Raw genomic sequence first — 19,947 nt, forward strand, 5'->3', positions numbered from 1 at the left:
GAAACGGGGAGTCGATATGAGGATATGGCTGGTCATTTGCCTGCTGCTCCTGGCTGGAGGCGTGTGCGGGTGCAGCGATCACCGGCAGGAAGAAGAATCCGCACTGCGGCAACAGGTCGAGAGGTACACGCGCCTGCTTGCGGAAGGGTACGTGAAGTTCGACATGTCGGGGTTGCGGGACGTCATTACCCCGAATCATGAGGCGCGGCTGGAGCATCGGCTCAACGGGCTGAAGATGGCAAAACGCCGGATGGAGTCGAAGCTGAGAAAACTCGACTATCTGGGGGTTACCTTCGAGACCGACAAGCCGGCGAAGCAGAGAATGGCCACGGTAAGAACGAGAGAGGTCTGGGATGTTCGCCAGGTCGATCCGGTGTCCGGGAAAACGGAGAAGGAGATCCAAGGTCTGACCTACCTTCTCGACTACCAGTTTCTCCAGGTTGATGACCGCTGGCTGATCGAAGATGTTGTGGTGCTGGAGGATACGTCGCCATGAAAATCGTTCGGGGAGAGGAGAGGACCGTGTTCAGAAATGCTTTGCTGCTGCTCCCTTGCATTCGGTCTACACAAGGTTACACTAAACGTTACTTTCTGTAGATCGGAGCTCCATATGCAACCAGTCAGGCAACTGATGCACGTATTAGAACAGGTGACTGATGACGAACATTACCTGTTTTCGTCGAGCGATCTGCGTGGGGCCATGCCGGGGCAGAGTCAGGGCGCCTTCAAAGCGCTCGTCAGCAGGGCGGAGAAAGAGGGGTTGCTCAGGCGTGTCTGCCGTGGGCTGTACCTCTATCCCAAGGTCAACTTCCCGCAGGGTCTGCTCCTTTACCATGTTGCGGCCAGGTTGCGTGCCGGTGAATTCAATTACATCAGCCTGGAGACGGCGTTGAGCGATGCGGGGGTGATCTCGCAGGTTCCCATGAACTGGATTACGCTCATGTCCTCGGGACGCAGCAATATTGTCAACTGCGGTGATTTCGGCCGGATTGAATTTATTCACACAAAAAAACGACCGGAGACCCTGGCCGATCAGCTCACCTATGATCCGCGCTGTCACCTCTGGCGTGCCTCTGTTGCCTTGGCCGTCAGGGATATGAAAGCCACCGGACGCGAGGCCGATCTGATTGACTGGGAGGCAGTCGATGAACTTGTTTGATCAGTTGGTTTCCCAGGCGATGAAGAGCCGGGGGGAGCTTGCCCCGTTGCGTGTGGTGGTCGAAAAGGAGCTCCTTCATCACGATATCATACGGGAAATGAGTGGCGCCGGATTGCTCGGTGGTTTGACCTTTATCGGCGGTACCTGTCTGCGTGCCTGTTATGGTTCGAGCCGCTTGAGCGAGGATCTGGATTTTACCGGGGGAAAAGACTTCAGGCGCGAAACATTGCAAGGCCTGGCCGGCCTGCTTGTGGACAGGCTGCAGACGAAATACGGACTGAGTGTCGAGGTTGGTGAGCCGATCAGGGACACCCGTGATGTGGACACCTGGAAGTTGAAGGTCGTCACCCGCCCGGAGCAGAAGGGACTCCCCGCGCAAAGGATCAATATCGATATATGCGCCATCCCCAGTTACGACAGACGCCCCATGGTCATCCGGAACCATTATGGAGTCGATATGGGCACCTCCGGCCTGATCATTCAGGCACAGAGCCGGGAGGAAATTCTTGCGGATAAACTGGTTGCCTTCGCGCTCAGGCCGAACCGGCTCAAGAACCGGGACCTGTGGGATATCGGCTGGCTCAAGCAGCAAAATGTCGACTTGCCGCTGGATCTGGTCCCGAAGAAGGTTCTGGATCATCGACGCGGCATCGACGAGTTCCTGAATCTGATGGCTGAGCGCAAAAGACAGCTCCGGCATGATCCCCATGTGCATTCGGCCTTTATTCATGAAATGAGACGATTTCTGCCGTCGCAGATAGTGGCGCAGACAGTTGAAAATGAAGCGTTCTGGGGATATCTCACCGGGGTGGTCGAGATGGAATGCGACAAGGTTAAGCACTCGTTGACCGGCGTTACGGAGTCCGTCACGTTCAAGATGTAGCGGGGGACACTAGACATAATGTCTTGGGAAGAGGCGGATCGAGGGGGCCTCCTACATGGGGGGCAAGCGCCGCCGGCAAGGGGCAGGTGAGGTGCCGCCCTCATCGTGAAGCATGTAAAAAAGATTCAGCTGGAGTTCGGCGGTTCGCCCGGCTTCGTGTTCATCGACGAGATCCAGCGTCGGGAGGACGCCGGTCTCTTTCTCAAGGGGCTGCAGGATCTGGGACTGCCGTACAAGTTCATCGTGTCCGGCTCCGGGAGTGTGGACCTGAAGGCGAAGGTCAAGGAGTCCATGGTGGGAAGGAAGCGGGTCTATGAAGTATATCCCCTCTCCCTGACCGAGTTTGTAAACTTCAGGACCGGCTATCGCTACGCGGACCGGTTGCCGGACTTCTTCGCGCTGGAAACGGCCCGCTCGGCCGGTCTGCTGACGGAGTACCTGAACTTCGGCGGCTATCCGCGCGTCGTGCTGGAGGCCGAGGCCCGCGAGAAACTGCGGGTTATCGACGAGGTCTACCAGGGGTACGTCACCAGGGACATTGCCTATCTGCTCAACGTCGAGAAGATCGAGGCGTACGGGCAGCTGATGAAGACCCTTGCCGATCAGGCGGGACAGATCATCAACTAATACGGAACTGGCTACCACCTTGGGGATATCCCTGCCGACCGTCAAGAATTACTGCTGGTACGCGGAAGAAACCTACATCCTGCGGCGCGTCACGCCGTTTTTCCGGAATGTCCGGAGCGAGATCAGCAAGGCGCCGTCGGTCTATTTCACCGATATCGGGTTGCGCAATTATGCCCTTGGGGTGTTCGGCGACCTGCGTCGGCCCGATGATCTGGGGTTCGCCTTCCAGAACCTGGTCTACCTGGTGTTGCGGGAGAAGCTGCGCTGGAGCAATGCCCGGATTCATTTCTGGCTGACGAAATCGAAGGCCGAAATCGACTTTGTCATCGATACTGGCAGAATGGTCATACCCGTTGAGGTCAAGTACAAGGAACTGGCCAAGCCTTCCATCCCCCGTGCATTTGAAGGGTTTGTCGAAAAATATTCCCCCCCCTTCTGTCTGGTGATCAACAGGAGCCTGCGGGCCGAGGTGCGCATGGGCGAGACGGATGTCCGCTTCATGACGATCTGGGATCTGTTGCTGGAGGATCTCGGCCCGGTCGGTATCCAGGGACGTTGATGCTCCTCCTCAGGCGCCCGTGCTGATCCGGAAGTGCCCCACCCTGTTTTCCGAACGATGAATTTTTCTTGGGAAAGGAGATGGCAATGAGCCGCATTGCCCTGATTCTGTTTTTGGTCCTGGTGCAGTTGTGCGCCGGGGTGAGCGCCCGGGCCGACGAGGTGAGGACCGGAACCCTGACCGGCCAGTTTAAGATCAAGGGGGACGGGCCGCTGGCCGACGGTCAGGTCTTTCTGTTCCGCAAGTCCTCGGGACCACCCCCCTGGCCCGGCCGCTACTGGCGGGTGCCGGACGAAATCGTGACCACCGACGGCGAAGGGCGGTTCACGGCGCAGCTGATCGAGGGGACCTACTACATGGGGGCGGGCAAACGCCCGGCCGGCAAGGGGATCGGCCCCCTGCGCGACGGCGACTACTACCTGCCGAGCGAGGACCGGACGGGAAAAATGTGGGAGTTCACCGTCAAGGGGGGCGAAACCACCACGGCGGGGACCATAGCGTCGGTCATTCTGTACAAAAGGGACGCCGCCAGGGAAGAGGGCTCCCTCACCGCCATCGGGGGAACCGTCACCGACGCCGGCGGAAAGCCTGTGGAGGGGATAATGGTCTTCGCCTTCGTCACCCCCGGCATGGTCGGCAAGCCGCTCTACGTCTCGGAACGGACGGGGAAGGACGGCAGGTATCTTCTCCGGGTCCACTCCGGCGGCACCTACTACCTGAAGGCCCGCGACCTTTACGGCGGCGGCGCCCCGAAGGCAGGTGAGTTCGTGGGGGGACACGGCAAGACCGAGGCGGCGCCGGTGGTGGTGAAGAGCGGCGAGACGGTAAAGGGGATCGATTTCTGGGGAGTCCGGTTCGAGGGACGCGGTCCCGGCAGGAAGTAACGCGGATGTTTGGAACCTGAATTGCATGTCAACAAGAAAGCTCTTGAGCGAGCAACGGCGAAAGGGGTAGATGAGGGCCTGCGAAAAGAGGTGCCTGTCCTCCGCGAACCGACATAGTCCGGCTTGATGGCCCTAATATCCAGGACGGGAGAGGAGGTGGATTGCGCGATGAAGAAGAGCAGATACAGCCGTCCCCGGATCGTGGGGAATGCCGTGGTGCATCCCTGCTGATAAGCGGGAAGGGGTAGTAATCCATAGAGGCACTGAACATCAGACGTTCGGTGCCTCTATGCCATTGGTACACTTATGATCATGCCGATGCGTATCATCAGAACCGTTGCGCTTTGGGCGGCGATGGGGGGTGCATTCCTCGTGCTGCCGGCGCCCCGACCCGCCCTCGCCGGCGTCCTCACCGCCGATACGGTTTGGCAGGGGAGGGTCGCCGTCGGGGAGGATGTGGTGGTCCCCGCCGGGGTGACCCTTACCGTACGGGCCGGGACGGTCGTGACGGTGTCGGCGGCCGAGAGCACCAAGACCGATCCGGAATACCTCTCCCCCCTGACGGAGATCACCGTCCGGGGGCGTCTCGTGGTGGAGGGGACCGCCGTGGCGCCGGTGCTCTTTTCCGGCGAGGGGACCAAAACCGGGGGGTGGGCCGGCATCATCGTGGATCACGGCGCCGCTACCCTCTCGGAGTGCCGGGTGAGCGGGGCGGAGACCGGGGTGACCGTCATCGACGGGACGCTCCGGCTGCAGCGCTCGGCCCTGCGGGATAACCGCTACGGCCTCGTCGCCCAGGGGGGGCGGGTCGAGGCGGCCGTGGAGGGTAGCAGGATCGCCGGCAACGACTACGGCCTCTTCGCCCTGAACGGTGCCCGCGTCACCACCTCCGGGACGACGGTTGCCGGGAACCGGAAGAAGGATACCTTTTCCGCATCCATGAAGGGGGGGAGGGAGGAGCAGGGGGTGCCACCCGCGGCGGAGTCCCCCGTCGGCCGGCGCTACCGGGACGAGGTCCTGCGGGGCGAGACGCTCTGGCGGGGACGGGTCGTGGTCGACGGGGTGGTCCGGGTGCCGGAGGGGAGCCGGCTGGTGATCATGCCGGGCGCCATCGTCGAGTTCACGAAGAAGGATACCAACGGTGACGGCATCGGCGAAAACGGCCTCCTGATCCAGGGGCGCCTGGTCGCCAAGGGGACGGCGGCGCAGCCGATCGTCTTCCGCTCGGCCGAGGCGGTCAAGTCTCCCGGGGACTGGGACGCCATCAACATCATGAACAGCGCCGGCGCCCAGAACCTGATCGAACATTGCCGGGTGGAGCATGCCTACCGGGCGCTCCATTTCCACTTCTCCAACGTGGCGATCCATGATTCGGTGCTGACCGGCAACTACCGGGGGGTGCAGTTCCAGGAATCGGTGGTGGACCTGACGGGGAACACCATCAGCGGCAACCGCAGCGGGGTCCAGGGGCGGGATGCCACGGTGATCTTCGCCGGCAACCTCCTGGAGGGGAACTACCTGGGGGGGAATTTCTTCCGGACCCAGCTCACGGCGCGGGGCAACCGGATCGTCGGCAACGGCCGGGAGGGGCTGCGGATCCGCGAGTGCACCGCCTCGGTGCGGGAGAACCTCGTGGACGGCAACCGCTTCGGGCTCATGGTGGCCGATACCTACTTCGGGGAGCTGGACCGCAACTGCATCTCCAACAACCTGGAGATCGGCCTCTCGGTGAAGAACTGCGACAACCTGGAGGTGGCCGGCAACATCATCGCGGCCAACGGGATCAACGGCCTGAACCTCCAGGACGCCCGAGCGCTCATCTCGGGGAACCTGTTCTCCGACAACGGCGAGCGGGGGATCGGCGTCCAGAGCTCCGGCGGGACGGTCACGGGGAACAACTTTGGCGGCAACGGCCTTTATGCCATCGATCTCGAAGGGAAGAAGGAGCTCGCCGCCCCGGGCAACTGGTGGGGGGGAGACGATCCCGACCGGGTGATCTGCGACCGCCGGGACGACCCCGTCCGGGGGGAGGTGACCCATGACCGGCCGGCCGGGACGCCGTTCGCCGTGGCCTGGCCGCTGCCGTCGGTGACGACGGACCTCACCTGGCGCGGCGTCATCACCGTGGAACGGCCGGCCGCGGTCTCCGTAGGGGCGACCCTCGGGATCGCCCCGGGAACGACGGTGCGGTTCGCCCGGGGAGCCGGTCTGGCGGTGAAGGGGAAGCTCCTGGCCAAGGGGACCGGCGAGGCGACGATCGTCTTTACCTCTGCGGGAGCGAAGGAGCCGTCGGCGTGGGACGAGGTACTCCTCGAATACGCCACGGGCAGCGAGATCGCCCACTGCGTCTTCGAGTACGCCACCTGGGGGATCCACAGCCATTTCACCGATCTCCTGGTGACCGACTCCCTCTTCTCCCGCAACTACGGCGGCATGCGGTTCCGGAGCGGGCCGGTGCGGATCGGGCATTCGACCTTTACGGGGAATACCATCGGGATCCGGGCGTACATCGGCAATGCGGTCATCGCGGAGAACACCATTACCGGTAACGAGACCGGGATCTTCGTCCGCGAGAAGGGTGGGGGGCTCACCATCTCCCGGAACAACCTCGCCGGCAACAGCAGCTACGGGATCCGGGTCGGGGATTTCAATAACGAGGATGTGGACGCCCGGGACAACTGGTGGGGGCCGGGCGATCCCGCCGCCGCCATTTATGATGCCCGAAACGAGCCGGGAATCGGCTTTGTGCGCTACGAACCCCACCTGACCGGGCCGGCCGGGGCCGGCGGGGGAGCGAAACCATGACGGTCCGGATCCGGCTGTTTATCCTGAATTCGGCAGCTGACCGTGGTCTGCTCCGCTCAGAACGCCCTCTTTCTGCTGCTCTAGGCTCATTGCGCGGCAGTCGATCAACTCACCCTGCGGGTTCGAACAAGATCGACTGCTATCGCTCCATTTCGCCAAGAGCAGCAACGAAAGAGCGCGTAATTCGCTCCGACAGACCCCGTCCAACTGCCGGTTTTTGGTTTGTTGTCTTTCTCCTCCTGACGATCGCCATGCCGCTGCGGGCCGCCGAGCTGGCGACCCTCAGGGCGACGATCCTCGATGTGGCCGGCGGGCCGGTTGCGGGCGCGAAGGTTTTCGTGTACGACAGCGGCGACACGCGCCGTCCCGCCGATTTCATCTCGCCGGTGTCGGACCGGGAGGGGCGGACCGTGCTCCATCTGCCGCCGGGGCGTTACTGGGCCGTGGCCCGGCTGAAGAAGGACGGCACCTACGGCCCCCTCATGCCGGGAGACAAACACTCGGGCGAGCCGGTGATACTGGAGCCGGCAGCGGGGGAGGTGGTCGGGGGCGAGTTCGTGGTGGCCGACATCCGGGACGTGGGGCGGACAAGGGTGACGGTCGCCTCCGAATCGGTGGTCCTGCGGGGGCGCATCCTCGACAGGGAGGGGGCGCCGGTCGCCAACGGCTACGTCTTCGCCAACAGGGCGAAGGAGGGGAGGGAGATCCCCGAGTTCCTCTCAGCCTGGAGTGACGGCGCCGGCAGCTATACCCTCTATCTCCCCGCGGGGGGGCGCTTCTACGTGGGGGTGGCCACACGGTTCCCGCCGGACGCCGCTGCCGGCCCGCTCCGGGAGATAAGCACGGAAGCCGGGAAAGCGGATATTGCTCTGGATCTTCCCATTGGGTACGGTAATTGAACGACAAGCCTGGCATCGGTCTTTTCCGCATGCATTTCAGCGAAAGCAGAGGGTCGATCATGAAAAGAATCGGTTTGACGGTCGTCGTTGCGATGGTTCTTGTCTGGGCGCAGCTGGGCGTCGCCTGTGTCGGAAAGACGCTCTTCATCGGCATCCCCGGCACCGCCGGCGACAGGATGCTGGCGGAGATGGTCTCCACGCTGATCAACGAGCGGACCGGAACCGCGGTGAAGATCCAGACCTACAGGGACTCCAGAGAGGTCTACGAAGCGGTCAGGCAGGGGAAGGTGAACATCATCATCGAAAACCCGGAACATGCCCTGGCGCTCCTCGGCCGGCCGGCCGGGCCCAGCGGGAAGAAGGCGTACGAGATCGTCAAGGGGGAGTACCGCAGAAAACTGAACCTGACTTGGCTCGAACCGTTCGGGATGCCCCAGGGATATGCGCCGGTCCTGACGGTGGAGACCCTGGAGAACTACCCCGCCCTCCCGAAGCTGCTGACAAAACTTGCCGGCGCCCTGAACGGCGATGCCTATGCCAGGCTCCTCAAGGCCTCCGACGGGGGCGAGAGGTCGAAAAAGGCAGTGAAGGACTTTCTGAAGGCGAAGAAGCTCATCTGATTTCATCGAGTGCTTTTCTTGAATGAGATGCTGAAACGGACGTACCGGTTCCTGTCGTCGACGGAACTGGCGGTGGTACTGTTCCTGGCGGTTTCCCTCCTGGCGATTCCCGGGACCTTCACCGAAAACAGGACGTTCTATGCCCACCCGGCGTTTCTCGGCCTGCTGGGGACGCTGGCCCTGAACCTGGCGCTCTGCACCGTGCGCCGGTTCCGGTCGATCCCGGTGCCGGTGCTGATCCTGCACCTCGGGGTGCTGGTGGTCTGCGGCGGGGTCATCGCCCGGGCCTTCGGCTACGTGGCGACCGTCAACATCTACGAGGGGAGCGCGGTGAACAAGGTCTACCGCTGGGATCTCGACCGGGATGTGCCCCTTGGCGCGGAACTCGCCATTCGGCGAATCAACCGCGAATATTACCCCATTCCGGTCCGGGTGGGGGTCCTGAAGGGGGAGCGGAAAGAGGCCCTGCAGACCCTGAAGACCGGCGGCAGCTTCGCGCTGGGGCCCTACCGCGTGGCGGCGGATTCCCTCGAACTCCCCGCGGAAGTCCTCAAGCTCTCCGTTTTCCGGGACGGGCGGCTGGTCGGTACCTGCGACACCGCCGGGACAAGCGCGCTCCCCCCGGCGTTTCCCTACGCCTTCAAGCTGGTGGCGTTCCAGAATCCGGTGCCGAAGCGCCTCTGGGTCGACCTGGCCCTCACCCGGAATGGCGTTCCGGTGGCGGCGGGAACGTCGGAGGTCAACGCGCCGTTTGTCTGGAATGGCCTCTATTTCTACAATACCCTGGTCGACCGGGATGGGGCCGGCATGTCTTTTGCTGGCATCCAGGTGGTGAAAGACCCCGGCAGACCGTGTGTTTTCGCCGGGTTTGCCATCATGGGGATCGGCACGGTGCTGTCGTTTGCACGACGTTTTTTCAGGAAGGGTACAGGGACGTGAAGGTGAATAATCCTGAATTCGGCATTTGGACGTGGTCTGCTTCACTCAGAACGCCCTGCTCTGGGCTTATTGCGCGGCAGTTGATGAGTGGCGTCCCATGGCGATGAATCCGTTCGCGAAACCGAAGGAGGCGTGCCAGATCCACGGCACCCCCGCCCGGTCGGGGGACGTGATGCTGGTCGCCATGATCCTGGCGTCGCTAGTGCTCGTCGCCTGGCACGTCTGGGTCTACGGCCTCAGCGGCCCCAGGGGGGTGCCCGATGCCGAGCGTGGGCCGTTTCCCCTTCTCCTCGGGAATGAACTGCGGGACCTTTTCTTCGGCAAGAAGGGGGTGGCGGCCGAGCTGTGGGAGGTCCTCCCCTATTTTCTCGCCGGCATCTTCATCGGCGGCTTTCTCCGGACCTACAAGATCGCCGTCAAGCTGCAGGCGAAACTGCGGAAATACGGCGTGCTGAGCGTCTTTCTCGCCTCCTTCGTCGGGATCATTACCCCGCTCTGCGCCTGCGGGACCCTGACGACCGCCATCAGCCTCCTCCTGGCGGGGATTCCCCTGGCGCCGGTCATGTCCCTCATGGTGACTTCGCCGCTGCTGAGCCCCTCCACCTATCTCCTCACCCTCAACGACCTGGGTCCCGAATGGACGGTCATCAGGACCATCTCCGCCCTCTTCATGGGGATCTTCGCCGGTCTGGTGACCCACTTGCTGAGCAAGCGGCCGGGCTTCGGGAAGAACGGGATCTTCGTCGAGGGGGCGCTCATCCGGGGCGACTTCCATGACGACGATTATCCCGACGAGCGCCTGCGGTGCAACTGCCGCCGCACCTTCGGCAACCGGGTGGCGGTCAGGACGGGGAACAAGTTTCTGATCTTCCTGGCGAAGTCGGCGGAGATGCTCTGGGTGGTCGGCAAATACGTCATCGTCGGCGTCGTGGTCGGTGCGGTGGTGGAACGATACATGCCAAACGAGTGGCTCTATCGCTTCTTCGGCCGCAAGGACCCCTTGAGCATCGTCTGGGTGGCCCTGGCGTCGGTGCCGATCTTTCTGCACCAGATCAGTGCCTCCAGCATCATCTACCACATCAAGGGGGGGCTCGACGGGACCCTCGACGCCGCGGCGGCCCTGGCATTCATGATCGGCGGGCCGGTGACCGCGGTCCCGACCATGGTTCTCTTCTGGACCTTCTTCAAGAAGAGGGTCTTTTTCCTCTACATGTTCGTCTGCTTCGCCGGCACCCTCCTCATTGCCTACTTCTTCAAGTTCGCCGTCTTCGTCCCCGGCGTCGATCTGGGGAATCCCCTCCTGACCGGGGTCGGTTCCCTGTCGGGGGGGCCGGCTGCCGTCATCGCCAAACACGACCCCAACGTCCGGATGGTGCTGGACCCGGACGGCAGGGGGGACGTGGCGACCTTCACCAACGATATCGACGGCCTGGGGGGGGTGGTGTTCGACGCTTCCCCGGGGCGCTTCACCGCCGCCGGGGCGGGGGAGCATGACAATGCCACGTACATCGGGAACATCGCCCGGTGGCTCGGCGACAACTCGATGTCCGAAAAGAAGCGAAGTATCCTGGTCTACAACCTGACCGGTGAGGCGGCCGGGTCGTCCTCTCTCCTGGGGCCGAAGGTCCTGGCCGGGCTCGGCCGGAACGGGTTTTCGGTAAAGAGCGTGGGGAGAAAGGAGCTTCCCCGGCTCACTGCAGGGGTGGTGGTCGGGTACGGCCAGCTCTGGCTTTTTACGGGTAGCGCCGGCGGGGAGCGGCTGAGCGACGCAGAGCTGAAGCTGATTGCCGACTATAACGCCGGGGGCGGGGCGGCCCTGGTCGTGCCGTCTCTCCTCCCTTCCGCCGGGGGGGGGCTGCAGGAGGCGAACCGCCTGGCCTCCCGTTTCGGGGTCTCGTTTTCCGGTCCCGTGGAGAGTGGGCCGGAGGTGCCGGTCTCCGTCGGCTCGCACTTTTTCACCCGCTCGTCGAGACTTATAGGCCGGGTCCTGAAGCTGGTCAGAAAAGCCTGAAGCACACTTTCATTCCAGGAGGAGTTCATGAAATCACAGGTACTGGACGTACAGAAGCTGAAGAAATTCGACGATCAGAAGCGTTACCAGGAGACCCTCTGGTCCGACGATCATGCCAGGGTAAGCCTCATCTGCATGAAACCGGGTCAGGAGATCATCACCCACACCCATCACGGAAGCCACATCTGGACGGTCATGGAAGGGACGGGGGAGTTCCTTACCGGAAAAGAGCCCCGGACCATCACTGTAGGACAGATCGTCATCGTTCCCCCCTTCGAGAATCACGGCATCCGGAACACATCGCAGGAAAATCTCGTCATCGCCTCCATCACGGCCCAGGGGGACTGACCTTTTTCCCCCTCTCCCCTCCGTGGAGGTGGCCGAAGGCCGGGTGAGGGGAGACTGACGCGTAAGAGTCCAGGGAGGAAGGTGAGCAGGATGCGCAAGATACACCGCAATCCGAATGTCATGTGGCGCGAGGAGGTCGACGCCCTGGCCGAGGTCCGGGAGGCCCTCGACCGGGGGGACGACGTGGAGGACGAGGGGACCTCGGTCCTCTTCTCCGGCGGCACCATGCTCTCGCTCAACTATCTCGGCACCGAGATCTGGAAGCTCTGCGACGGCCGCAGCGTCGAGGGGGGCGTGGCCGAGCTGCTCCCCCGGTTCGACGTGGAGGAGGAGGTGCTCCGCGCGGACGTAGCGGCCTTCCTCGACGAGTTGGCGGCCAGGGGGTTTGTGACCTATAATGAGTGAGATAACCCTCGAAGCCCCCCTCACCATCAACTGGGCCATCAACAACAGCTGCAACTTCGCCTGCCGCCACTGCTACAGCCGGGTCGACACCCACGACGAGCTGGACCGGGAGACCCTCTTCGCCTCCCTGGAGAAGGTGGCGAAGGCCGGCGTCTTCTCCGTCAACTTCGGCGGCGGCGAGCCGCTGCTGCGCCGCGACCTCCCGGAGGTGGCACGTTTTGCCGGCGGGGTGGGGCTCAGACTCTCCATGAACAGCAACGGCTGGTTCATCGACGGGGAGACGGCCGCGGCCCTCCGGGAGGCGGGGTTCACCAGGGTGGGGATCAGCATCGACAGCCATCTCCCCGAGGTCCACGACCGCTTCCGCGGCGTGGCGGGGAGCCACGGACGGGCGGTGGCGGCCCTGGGGCACCTGGCGGCCGCCGGCATCGCCACCTCCGTTTCCACGGTCATCTGCCGGATCAACCACACCACCATCGCAGAGCTGGTCGCCCTGGCCCGCGATCACGGCGCCGGCCAGCTCAACTTCCACAACTTCAAGTGCTCGGGACTCGGTCTCGCCCACCGGGACGATCTCGATCTCTCTCCCGAAGAGTGGCGGGAGTTCTACCGGGGGGCACTGGCCGCCAGGGAGCGGGAGAAGGTGCTCGACATCTCCCTGGACGACCCGATCATCGCCCTCCTCGGCGTCCGCGACGCCGGGAGCCTCGTCAAGGGGAGCGTCTGCGGCAAGCTCTCCCTCAACATCAAGGCCAACGGCGACATCACCCCCTGCGGCTTCATCCCCGTCGTCATCGGCAACATCGTCCGGGACGACCTGCGGCAGCTCTGGCGCGATTCGCCGGTCCTGGAGAAGATGCGGAACAAAAAGCCGACCGGTAAGTGCTCCGGCTGCAGCAAGTACGAGGATTGCCTCGGCGGCTGCTCCGCCCGGGCCCTGGCCCTTACCGGCGACCTGAACAGCCCCGACCCCCACTGCTGGGCCTGACCCCATGGAACTGGCAACCCCCATCACCATCTACTGGGACCTCCCCGCTCCCCCGGGCGACTCGGCGTTTCTCCGCCGGGTTGCCGCCGACATCGCCGCCTGCCGTCCCCTCATGCTCCAGGTTACCGCGGGCAATCACCCGGTCGATGGCGTGCTCCCGGAGCTCCTGGAACAGCTCGGGGGGAAAGGGATTGCCGTCACGCTCACCATTCCCGCTGCCGTCTTCGAGGGCGCCCTTCCGTTACCCATCGGGGTGAAGGAGGTCCTCCTCGCCGTCGAGCGTCTCGATGACATCCGCGGGCAGGAGAATTCCCTCACCGGGAGCACCGGGATGGCGGTGGCGGTTTGCGCCGGGAACTGGCGCAAGCTGCCGGCCATCGTCGCCTATTGCCGGGAGCGGGGCATCCGCCGCCTCGTCCTGCCGATGCAGCGGCTCTACGGCGGCGAGCCCCCCTTCTTCCTCACCGGCGAAGAGCAGCGCGAACTCGCCGCCGCCCTGGCCGCCGCCGGCGGGGTGGCGGGGATGGAGCTCACGATCCACGACCCCTTCCTCTGGCGCGCTTTCAACCCCGGCGTGCCGTTTCCCCAGGGGGGATGCCAGGCCGCCAACACCATGATCGCCATCGCCCCCGACGGCGGCGTCTACCCCTGTCCCACCCTGCCGCTGCGGCTCGGGGAGATCGGGAGCGCGTCCCTGAGGGAGATCGTCGCCTCGGCCGCCAAGAGGGAGGTGAGGCGCAGGCTGCTGGAGGCCCCTGCCGCCTGCGAAGAGTGCGGAGAGCTTGCGGAGTGCCGGGGGGGGTGCCGGGGAAGGGCATACGTCATGCAAGGCTCCCTGGAGGGAGCCGACCCGGCCTGCCGCCAGGGGGTCTCCTCCCCGGCCGGCTTCGATAAGTCTTCACATCGTTACGCGCAATGACAGGACACCATCAATGAAACCTTCTTTCCTTACCCGCATCGTACTCATCGGCCTCTTCCTCTTCGTCCTGGCCGGCTGCAAGACCGAGGGGAAACGGCCGGTGGTGAAGATCGGCTACATGATCTGCAACAGCGAGCAGGAGACCCTCCAGCGCTTCGCCCCCCTGACCCGCTACCTGTCCGATGCCTGCGGCGTCGATTTCGTCCTGGTGCCGGTGGACACCCACGACTTCGAGAAGCGCTTCAAGAACGGCGACTTGACGTTCACCCACACCAACTCGCTTCTCTACGTCATCCTTCGGGAGCACCACGGCCTGCAACTGGTCGCCTCGGAGAAGCGGGGACAGTTCGGCTCCCGTTCCGCCGGCGCCATCATTGCCCGGAAAGGGAGCGGCATCGTGAAGCTGGCCGACATCCGGGGAAAGCGGATGGCGTTCGGTCCGATGCTCGCCCCCACCGGCTATCTGGCCGAGTACGATCTGATGCTGGCCGCCGGCATCAACCCGGAGCACGACCTGGGGTACTACTCCATTCCCCCCGGCTCCTACAAGCATGAGAAGCTGATCTACGGCGTCCTCTACGGCAAGTACGACGTGGCCGCCGCGCCGCTCCTCGATCTGGAGACCATGGCCCGGGAGGGGAAGATCTCTCCCGACGACTTCGTGATCCTCGCCCAGAGCAAGCCGATCCCGTACTGCACCTTCGGCGCGGCCCGGGATGCGGATCCGGCCTTGGTGAAGAAGGTGCGGGAGGCTCTGCTGGCCCTGAAGCCGACCGACACCGCCGAGGTGGACGGGGAGCGGCTCAAGGTGCTGAAGGCGGCATCGGTGGACGGGTACGAGGAACTCCTCGACAGCGACTACAACCCGATCCGGGAGATGGCGAAGCGGGTGAACATGCCGCCGTACCAGAGGTATTGAGGACCGCACACAGAGTGAGAGTGAGAGTGAGAGTGGGACGTGAGACGTAAGACGTGAGAAGCGAAAGTCTTTTCTTCTCACGTCTCACCTCTTACCTCTCACTTCGCGTACAAGATGACGATGTTCAAGGATACCTACGACAAGATAACCTGGGCGCTTCTGGCCGTTGTGGTTGCTGCACTCGCCGTTCTCCTGGCCATGAACCGCGGCGGGGGGGAAGGGAAGGGGGCCGGTCTCGGCAAGGCGGTGGAACGCGAAATGGCATACCAGGCCCGGGTGGAGCTGATCGGCAGGCTGTACCGGCCGGTGGAGGAGCTGCGCAAGGCGGGAAACAACCCGGCGGCGCTCCTCAAGCTGGACGAGTTGAACCGCAAATATCCCGGCGAGGCCCACGGCCACATCCTCCAGGGGGAGATCCTGCGGGAGATGGGGGCCTTGGACGAGGCGGTGGCCGCCTTCGTGGAAGGGGTAAAGCTGAACGGCGACTACCTCGACGCCAGGAGCCCCCTGTCGCGGCGGGGGGAGATCCAGGAGCTCGTGGACAGAGGGTTGAAGGAGATCGGGGCCCGGGCTGCGGCCAACCCGGGGAACCGGAGCGTGGCGGCTTCGCTCCGCAATGTGAACTACCTCAAGAGCAGGCTCGCCGGGGGGTGTGAGTAACATGGTGCGGGACCGGCATTTCTGGGTGGTGGTGGGGGCTGGGCTTCTTCTGGGGGCCATCGGCGTGCTGCTGGCCGTCTGGGGGAACCCGGAGAACTCGGGGATCTGCGTCTCCTGCTTCATCGAGAACAGCGCCGGCGCCCTCGGTCTCCATGACAACCAGCGGATGCAGTATCTGCGTCCCGAGCTGATCGGCTTTGTCCTCGGTTCGGCGGCGAGCGCCATGCTCTGCGGCGAATTCCGCTCCCGCGGCGGGAGCGCGCCGCTTCCCCGGCTTTTTTCGGGGATCTTCCTGATCGTCGGCTGCGGGGTCTTCATCGGCTGCCCCATCAAGCTCTTCCTCCGTCTGGCCGCCGGCGACCTGACCGCCGTCGCCGGGGTCGCCGGACTGGTGGCGGGGGGCTGGGGGGGAGTCAAGGGGCTCGCCAACGGGGTGGAGCTCGGTCCCCAGTCGAAAGAGGGCGGGGGGGGCGGATTCCTGGTCCCGGCGTTCTTTCTCCTGCTGCTCGCCTTTCTCGTTGTCCGTCCCGGCTTCCTCCTCTCCTCCGCCCAGGGGAGCGCCGCCCGGCACGCACCGCTTGCCGTGGCCCTCGGGGCCGGCACGCTCCTAGGCGCCTTCGCCCAGCGGACCCGCTTCTGCATCACGGGGGGGATCCGCGACGCCCTCCTGATGGGGGTTCGCTCCCCGGCCCTCTGGGGGGTCGTGGCCTTCGTGGCCACGGCCGGGGCCATGAGCGGCGTCACCGGGCGGTTCAATCCCGGTCTCTACGGGCAGCCCGGCGCCCATCTCGACTTTCTCTGGAGCTTCCTCGGCATGGGGCTGGTGGGGTGGATCTCGGTGCTCATCGGCGGCTGTCCCTTCCGGCAACTGATCAAGGCCGGCGAGGGTGATGCCGACGCCGGCCTCGTGGTGGTCGGGATGTTCATCGGCGGCGCCCTCGTCCAATCCTGGGGTATCGCCGCCACGACCGCCGGGGTCTCCCTTGCCGGCAAGGTGGCGGTCCTGGCCGGTTTTTTCCTTCTCCTCGCCGGCTCCCTTCTCCTCCGCGAACGGGGCGCGTAGCCCGAGTTCATTTCCTCCCTGTTGTCTCTTTCTCCCCCGTGCTTTTCCCGCCATTCCGTGCTTCAGTGGGATCGGTTTTTGCAATTTAATGTTAATGGTGAAACGGCTTAGGTGGCTGAAGAGTCCGCATTTTCGAATAGATTTCTTCCTTTGTGATTACTGATAGTTATTGGTATTGCCTGGGGATAGCTGCTATTTAAATAACAATTGCTAGGCCGAACTGTCTGGTGATAAGGCGGTTATGCCATGGTCAGTGTCCCATTAATGGCGTTCCTTGCGAGGGCGTTCGGCAGACCGGCGGAGAGAGGCGGAGGGTGGTCATGAGGAAGGCGAAAAAGGCAGGGTTCAACGGCTGCTCGGTGGTGATGTCTGCGTTGTTGCTCTTGGTGGCGTGTGGCGCCGTGCTCTTTGCCCCTGTCGATGCGGCCAGGGCCGGCAACATCACGAGCTGTTCGGGATGCCACGGCATGCCGCCGGCCGATGCTACTTACCGCAACGTCTCCACCGGCCAGTTTGTCGGGAGCCACAATACCCATGCCTGGATCCTCAACAGCACGGCCAACTGCGGCAAGTGCCACAAGATGCCGACGACCTACAACCACCGCAACGGCAGCATCGACTTCGTCGCCAATATCAACAATTCGCGCCTTACCGCCCGGTACAAGAACGTCACCTCCTTCCCCCAGACCGCCACGCCGGTCTTCGATACCTGCGCCAACGTCAACTGCCACTTCGAGAACACGACCCCCCAGCGGGGGAACGCACCCCTCTCCCGGGCGGTGGCGGACATGCCCCAGACCTGCGATACCTGTCACAACTCGTCGGTCGGCGCCGACAACCAGCACCCGAAGCACACCACGTACTTCGGCAATTCCCCCACCTCCTGCAAGAAGTGCCATCCGGACCACTCCATCAAGCCGGACCCCTTCGATCACGCAACCAGCGCCGGGCTGCGGGGGATCGTCTTCAACTTCTCCGCCTTCCCCAACGACGGCGGCACCGGATCGTACTCCGGCGACGTGAGCTATCCCCTGTACCTCTACAACACCAACCGCAGCGGCACCTGCAGCGGCCTCTATTGCCACAGCCCCGGCACCAAGGCGAGCAACTACGATCCCCCCAACCGCCAGCCCAATTGGGCGATCGCCTTCGGCACGAGCTGCATAGGGTGCCACCTGGGGGATGCCGAGTCAGGTTCCCCCATGCAGACCGGCTCGCACGCCATTCACATCGGCAACGGCGCGTTGACGATCATCGACTGCGTCAAATGTCACGGCGCAACGGTCACCGATTCCCGGACGATCAAAGACAAAACGATGCACCTGAACAAGAAGGTTGATATCTCGTTCGATCCTTCAATCGGCGGGACGAACGGCCAGTACGGCGGTGCAGCCACCCCTCTGGCCAAGGATGTGGGGACCGCCTACGGCCGCTGCACCAACCTCTATTGCCACTCCAACGGCACCACGGCGACGGCGCCGTACAACAACTATTCCACGCCGCTCTGGGGGGCGACAGACTTCCCGACCGACTGCACGGGGTGCCATGGCAACGATGCCACGAGCGCCAGGGTGCTGGCGACCAACAACCACCGCAAGCATATTGACGCCGGCTACAACCCGAAGGTGGGGACCGCCTTCGGCTGCGTGGAGTGCCACGCCAGGACCGTCGAAAACAACCGGACGATCATCAACAAGACGAAGCACGTCAACACCTTCAAGGACTACTCGGGGCTGCGGGCGGGCCATATCAGCGGTGGGACCTGCAACACCGTCTACTGCCACAGCTCCGGACAGCGCACCCCGGCGTTCCGGACCATGGTCCCCTGGAGCGACACCGCCACCACCTTCGACTGCAAGGGGTGCCACGGCGCCTACGGGACGGCGACTCTGAGCCTCACCCCGCCGGCCGGCAACTTCACCAGTCAGTTCGGCGAACCGAACTACAACAACTACAGCTCCAGTGACCGCAACTGGTACAACTCGCACAACAAGCACGTATCAGCAGCCAACGACTGCCGCAAGTGCCATTTCAATACGACCCAGACCGGTACCGCGCTGGTCGCAGGGACGACGCTCCACGTCAACACCCAGAAAAACGTCAGCTTCGACCCGGCCGTAGCCGGCAACAACAATCCGAGCTATGACGACCAGAGCCGCCGCTGTTCCAACGTTTACTGCCACTCCAACGGCCGGACGAGCGGCACCGTTTACGTGACGCCGCGCTGGGGCGGCAACTCCATCGACTGCAATTTCTGCCATCCGATCGCCAGCCTCAGTGGTGCCCACGCCATCCACGTGGGTGGGATGATCCCGACCTTCTACAACTTTACCGGTAACCACCCGGTGGGGGCCACCTACCGCTTCGGCTGCTCCAACTGTCATCCCCTTGACAAGTTCACCTTCCACAATAACGGCAGGGTCAATCTCGCTTTGAGCAACAACGCGGCGGGCATCGGTTACCTGCGGAGCCGTAACGGAGCCACCAACGACAACGGCCCCGGGGCGACCGGGAGCGGCATTGTCGGCACCTCCGGGATTTCCATCAAGTGCACGGCGGTCTACTGTCACAGTAACGGCTACACGACCAGCCTGATCTACGCCACCACCCCCGACTGGTACGGCGGCACCTTCACCGGCGACCGGTGCGCCAACTGCCACGGCAACTTCCCGAACAGCACCATCGCCGGTTCTCCCGCCCACTACGACGTCAACAACTGGCTCGGCAGCGGTCAGGCCGGCGGGCACCTCGTCGGCATTCACTCCAACAACATCTACAACGGCAGCACTGGTTTGGCCGTTGCAGGAAGCACCGGAACGAGCAGCCACGGCCTGGCGACCACCTCGACCACCATCAGCTGCAACATCTGCCATAATACGACGGTGACCGTTCCGTACAACGACAAGAGCGCCAACTGCAACGGCTGCCACACCGGCTCGCCGAAAGGGAACGCGGTGATCGCCAGTGCCGTGACCCATGTCAACGGCAGTGTTGACGTCAAGTTCATGACAGTCAACATTATATCCAAGGCGCAGCTCAGAAAAGCACCGGCCGGCTGGACCAGGACCGGCACCTACAAGACCTCGGGGAGCTTCGATACCTATTCTTCCAGCCTGTCGGGGGCAACCTACGCGTCCGGGACGAAGACCTGCTCCAACGTCGCCTGTCACTTCAAGCAGGCGATCAAGTGGAGCGGTACCGGCGGGCGCACGACCTGTCAGAGCTGCCATACGTCGTTATAAGATGTCTATGCATTCGT

19 protein-coding genes are annotated in these 19,947 nt (G+C 63.7%); all 19 read left to right on the forward strand.

What is annotated here, in order from left to right; genetic code table 11:
• The first annotated feature begins 16 nt into the window (after window positions 1-16).
• Window positions 17-496, forward strand: coding sequence for a hypothetical protein (locus M6689_RS05355; protein ID WP_298268745.1), 480 nt, complete (start codon window positions 17-19; stop codon window positions 494-496).
• 114 nt (window positions 497-610) lie between these two features.
• Complete coding sequence (locus M6689_RS05360; RefSeq protein ID WP_298268747.1) at window positions 611-1,159, forward strand: type IV toxin-antitoxin system AbiEi family antitoxin domain-containing protein; 549 nt, start codon at window positions 611-613, stop codon at window positions 1,157-1,159.
• On the forward strand, window positions 1,146-2,042 hold the full coding sequence (locus M6689_RS05365; RefSeq protein ID WP_298268749.1) for a nucleotidyl transferase AbiEii/AbiGii toxin family protein: 897 nt from the start codon (window positions 1,146-1,148) through the stop codon (window positions 2,040-2,042). The genes M6689_RS05360 and M6689_RS05365 overlap by 14 nt, the downstream gene beginning before the upstream one ends.
• Before the next feature lie 105 nt (window positions 2,043-2,147).
• Window positions 2,148-2,669, forward strand: coding sequence for an AAA family ATPase (locus M6689_RS05370; protein WP_298268752.1), 522 nt, complete (start codon window positions 2,148-2,150; stop codon window positions 2,667-2,669).
• Between the two features lie 19 nt (window positions 2,670-2,688).
• A complete protein-coding gene (locus tag M6689_RS05375) occupies window positions 2,689-3,228 on the forward strand; it encodes a DUF4143 domain-containing protein (RefSeq protein WP_298268755.1) in 540 nt (179 codons plus the stop codon).
• An 86-nt stretch (window positions 3,229-3,314) separates the two neighbouring features.
• Complete coding sequence (locus M6689_RS05380; RefSeq protein ID WP_298268758.1) at window positions 3,315-4,112, forward strand: carboxypeptidase-like regulatory domain-containing protein; 798 nt, start codon at window positions 3,315-3,317, stop codon at window positions 4,110-4,112.
• 318 nt (window positions 4,113-4,430) lie between these two features.
• Window positions 4,431-6,917, forward strand: a complete 2,487-nt coding sequence (locus tag M6689_RS05385; protein WP_298268761.1) for a right-handed parallel beta-helix repeat-containing protein — start codon at window positions 4,431-4,433, stop codon at window positions 6,915-6,917.
• A 251-nt stretch (window positions 6,918-7,168) separates the two neighbouring features.
• A complete protein-coding gene (locus M6689_RS05390) occupies window positions 7,169-7,816 on the forward strand; it encodes a carboxypeptidase-like regulatory domain-containing protein (RefSeq protein ID WP_298268764.1) in 648 nt (215 codons plus the stop codon).
• 59 nt (window positions 7,817-7,875) lie between these two features.
• On the forward strand, window positions 7,876-8,436 hold the full coding sequence (locus tag M6689_RS05395) for a glycine betaine ABC transporter substrate-binding protein (RefSeq protein WP_298268767.1): 561 nt from the start codon (window positions 7,876-7,878) through the stop codon (window positions 8,434-8,436).
• Window positions 8,437-8,463: 27 nt separating this feature from the next.
• Complete coding sequence (locus tag M6689_RS05400) at window positions 8,464-9,375, forward strand: ResB-like family cytochrome C biogenesis protein (RefSeq protein WP_298268847.1); 912 nt, start codon at window positions 8,464-8,466, stop codon at window positions 9,373-9,375.
• 97 nt (window positions 9,376-9,472) lie between these two features.
• Window positions 9,473-11,386: a permease gene (locus M6689_RS05405; RefSeq protein WP_298268770.1), complete on the forward strand. Its 1,914-nt coding sequence runs from the start codon at window positions 9,473-9,475 to the stop codon at window positions 11,384-11,386.
• A 27-nt stretch (window positions 11,387-11,413) separates the two neighbouring features.
• Window positions 11,414-11,734: a cupin domain-containing protein gene (locus M6689_RS05410; protein WP_298268773.1), complete on the forward strand. Its 321-nt coding sequence runs from the start codon at window positions 11,414-11,416 to the stop codon at window positions 11,732-11,734.
• A 90-nt stretch (window positions 11,735-11,824) separates the two neighbouring features.
• Window positions 11,825-12,139, forward strand: coding sequence for a GeoRSP system PqqD family peptide chaperone (locus M6689_RS05415; RefSeq protein ID WP_298268776.1), 315 nt, complete (start codon window positions 11,825-11,827; stop codon window positions 12,137-12,139).
• Entirely contained in the window at window positions 12,132-13,127 is a 996-nt protein-coding gene (locus M6689_RS05420; protein WP_298268778.1) for a GeoRSP system radical SAM/SPASM protein, read from the forward strand. The genes M6689_RS05415 and M6689_RS05420 overlap by 8 nt, the downstream gene beginning before the upstream one ends.
• 4 nt (window positions 13,128-13,131) lie before the next feature.
• On the forward strand, window positions 13,132-14,046 hold the full coding sequence (locus M6689_RS05425; protein WP_298268781.1) for a GeoRSP system SPASM domain protein: 915 nt from the start codon (window positions 13,132-13,134) through the stop codon (window positions 14,044-14,046).
• 13 nt (window positions 14,047-14,059) lie between these two features.
• Complete coding sequence (locus M6689_RS05430; RefSeq protein ID WP_298268784.1) at window positions 14,060-14,965, forward strand: phosphate/phosphite/phosphonate ABC transporter substrate-binding protein; 906 nt, start codon at window positions 14,060-14,062, stop codon at window positions 14,963-14,965.
• 120 nt (window positions 14,966-15,085) lie between these two features.
• A complete protein-coding gene (locus M6689_RS05435) occupies window positions 15,086-15,625 on the forward strand; it encodes a hypothetical protein (protein ID WP_298268787.1) in 540 nt (179 codons plus the stop codon).
• A gap of 1 nt (window position 15,626) precedes the next feature.
• Window positions 15,627-16,688 (forward strand): YedE family putative selenium transporter, encoded by a 1,062-nt coding sequence (gene yedE / locus M6689_RS05440; protein WP_298268850.1) that lies wholly within the window; start codon window positions 15,627-15,629, stop codon window positions 16,686-16,688.
• Between the two features lie 320 nt (window positions 16,689-17,008).
• On the forward strand, window positions 17,009-19,930 hold the full coding sequence (locus M6689_RS05445) for a CxxxxCH/CxxCH domain-containing protein (RefSeq protein ID WP_298268789.1): 2,922 nt from the start codon (window positions 17,009-17,011) through the stop codon (window positions 19,928-19,930).
• Window positions 19,931-19,947 lie beyond the last annotated feature (17 nt).

This window comes from Geobacter sp. (genome assembly GCF_027327745.1).
GTDB lineage: Bacteria > Desulfobacterota > Desulfuromonadia > Geobacterales > Geobacteraceae > Geobacter.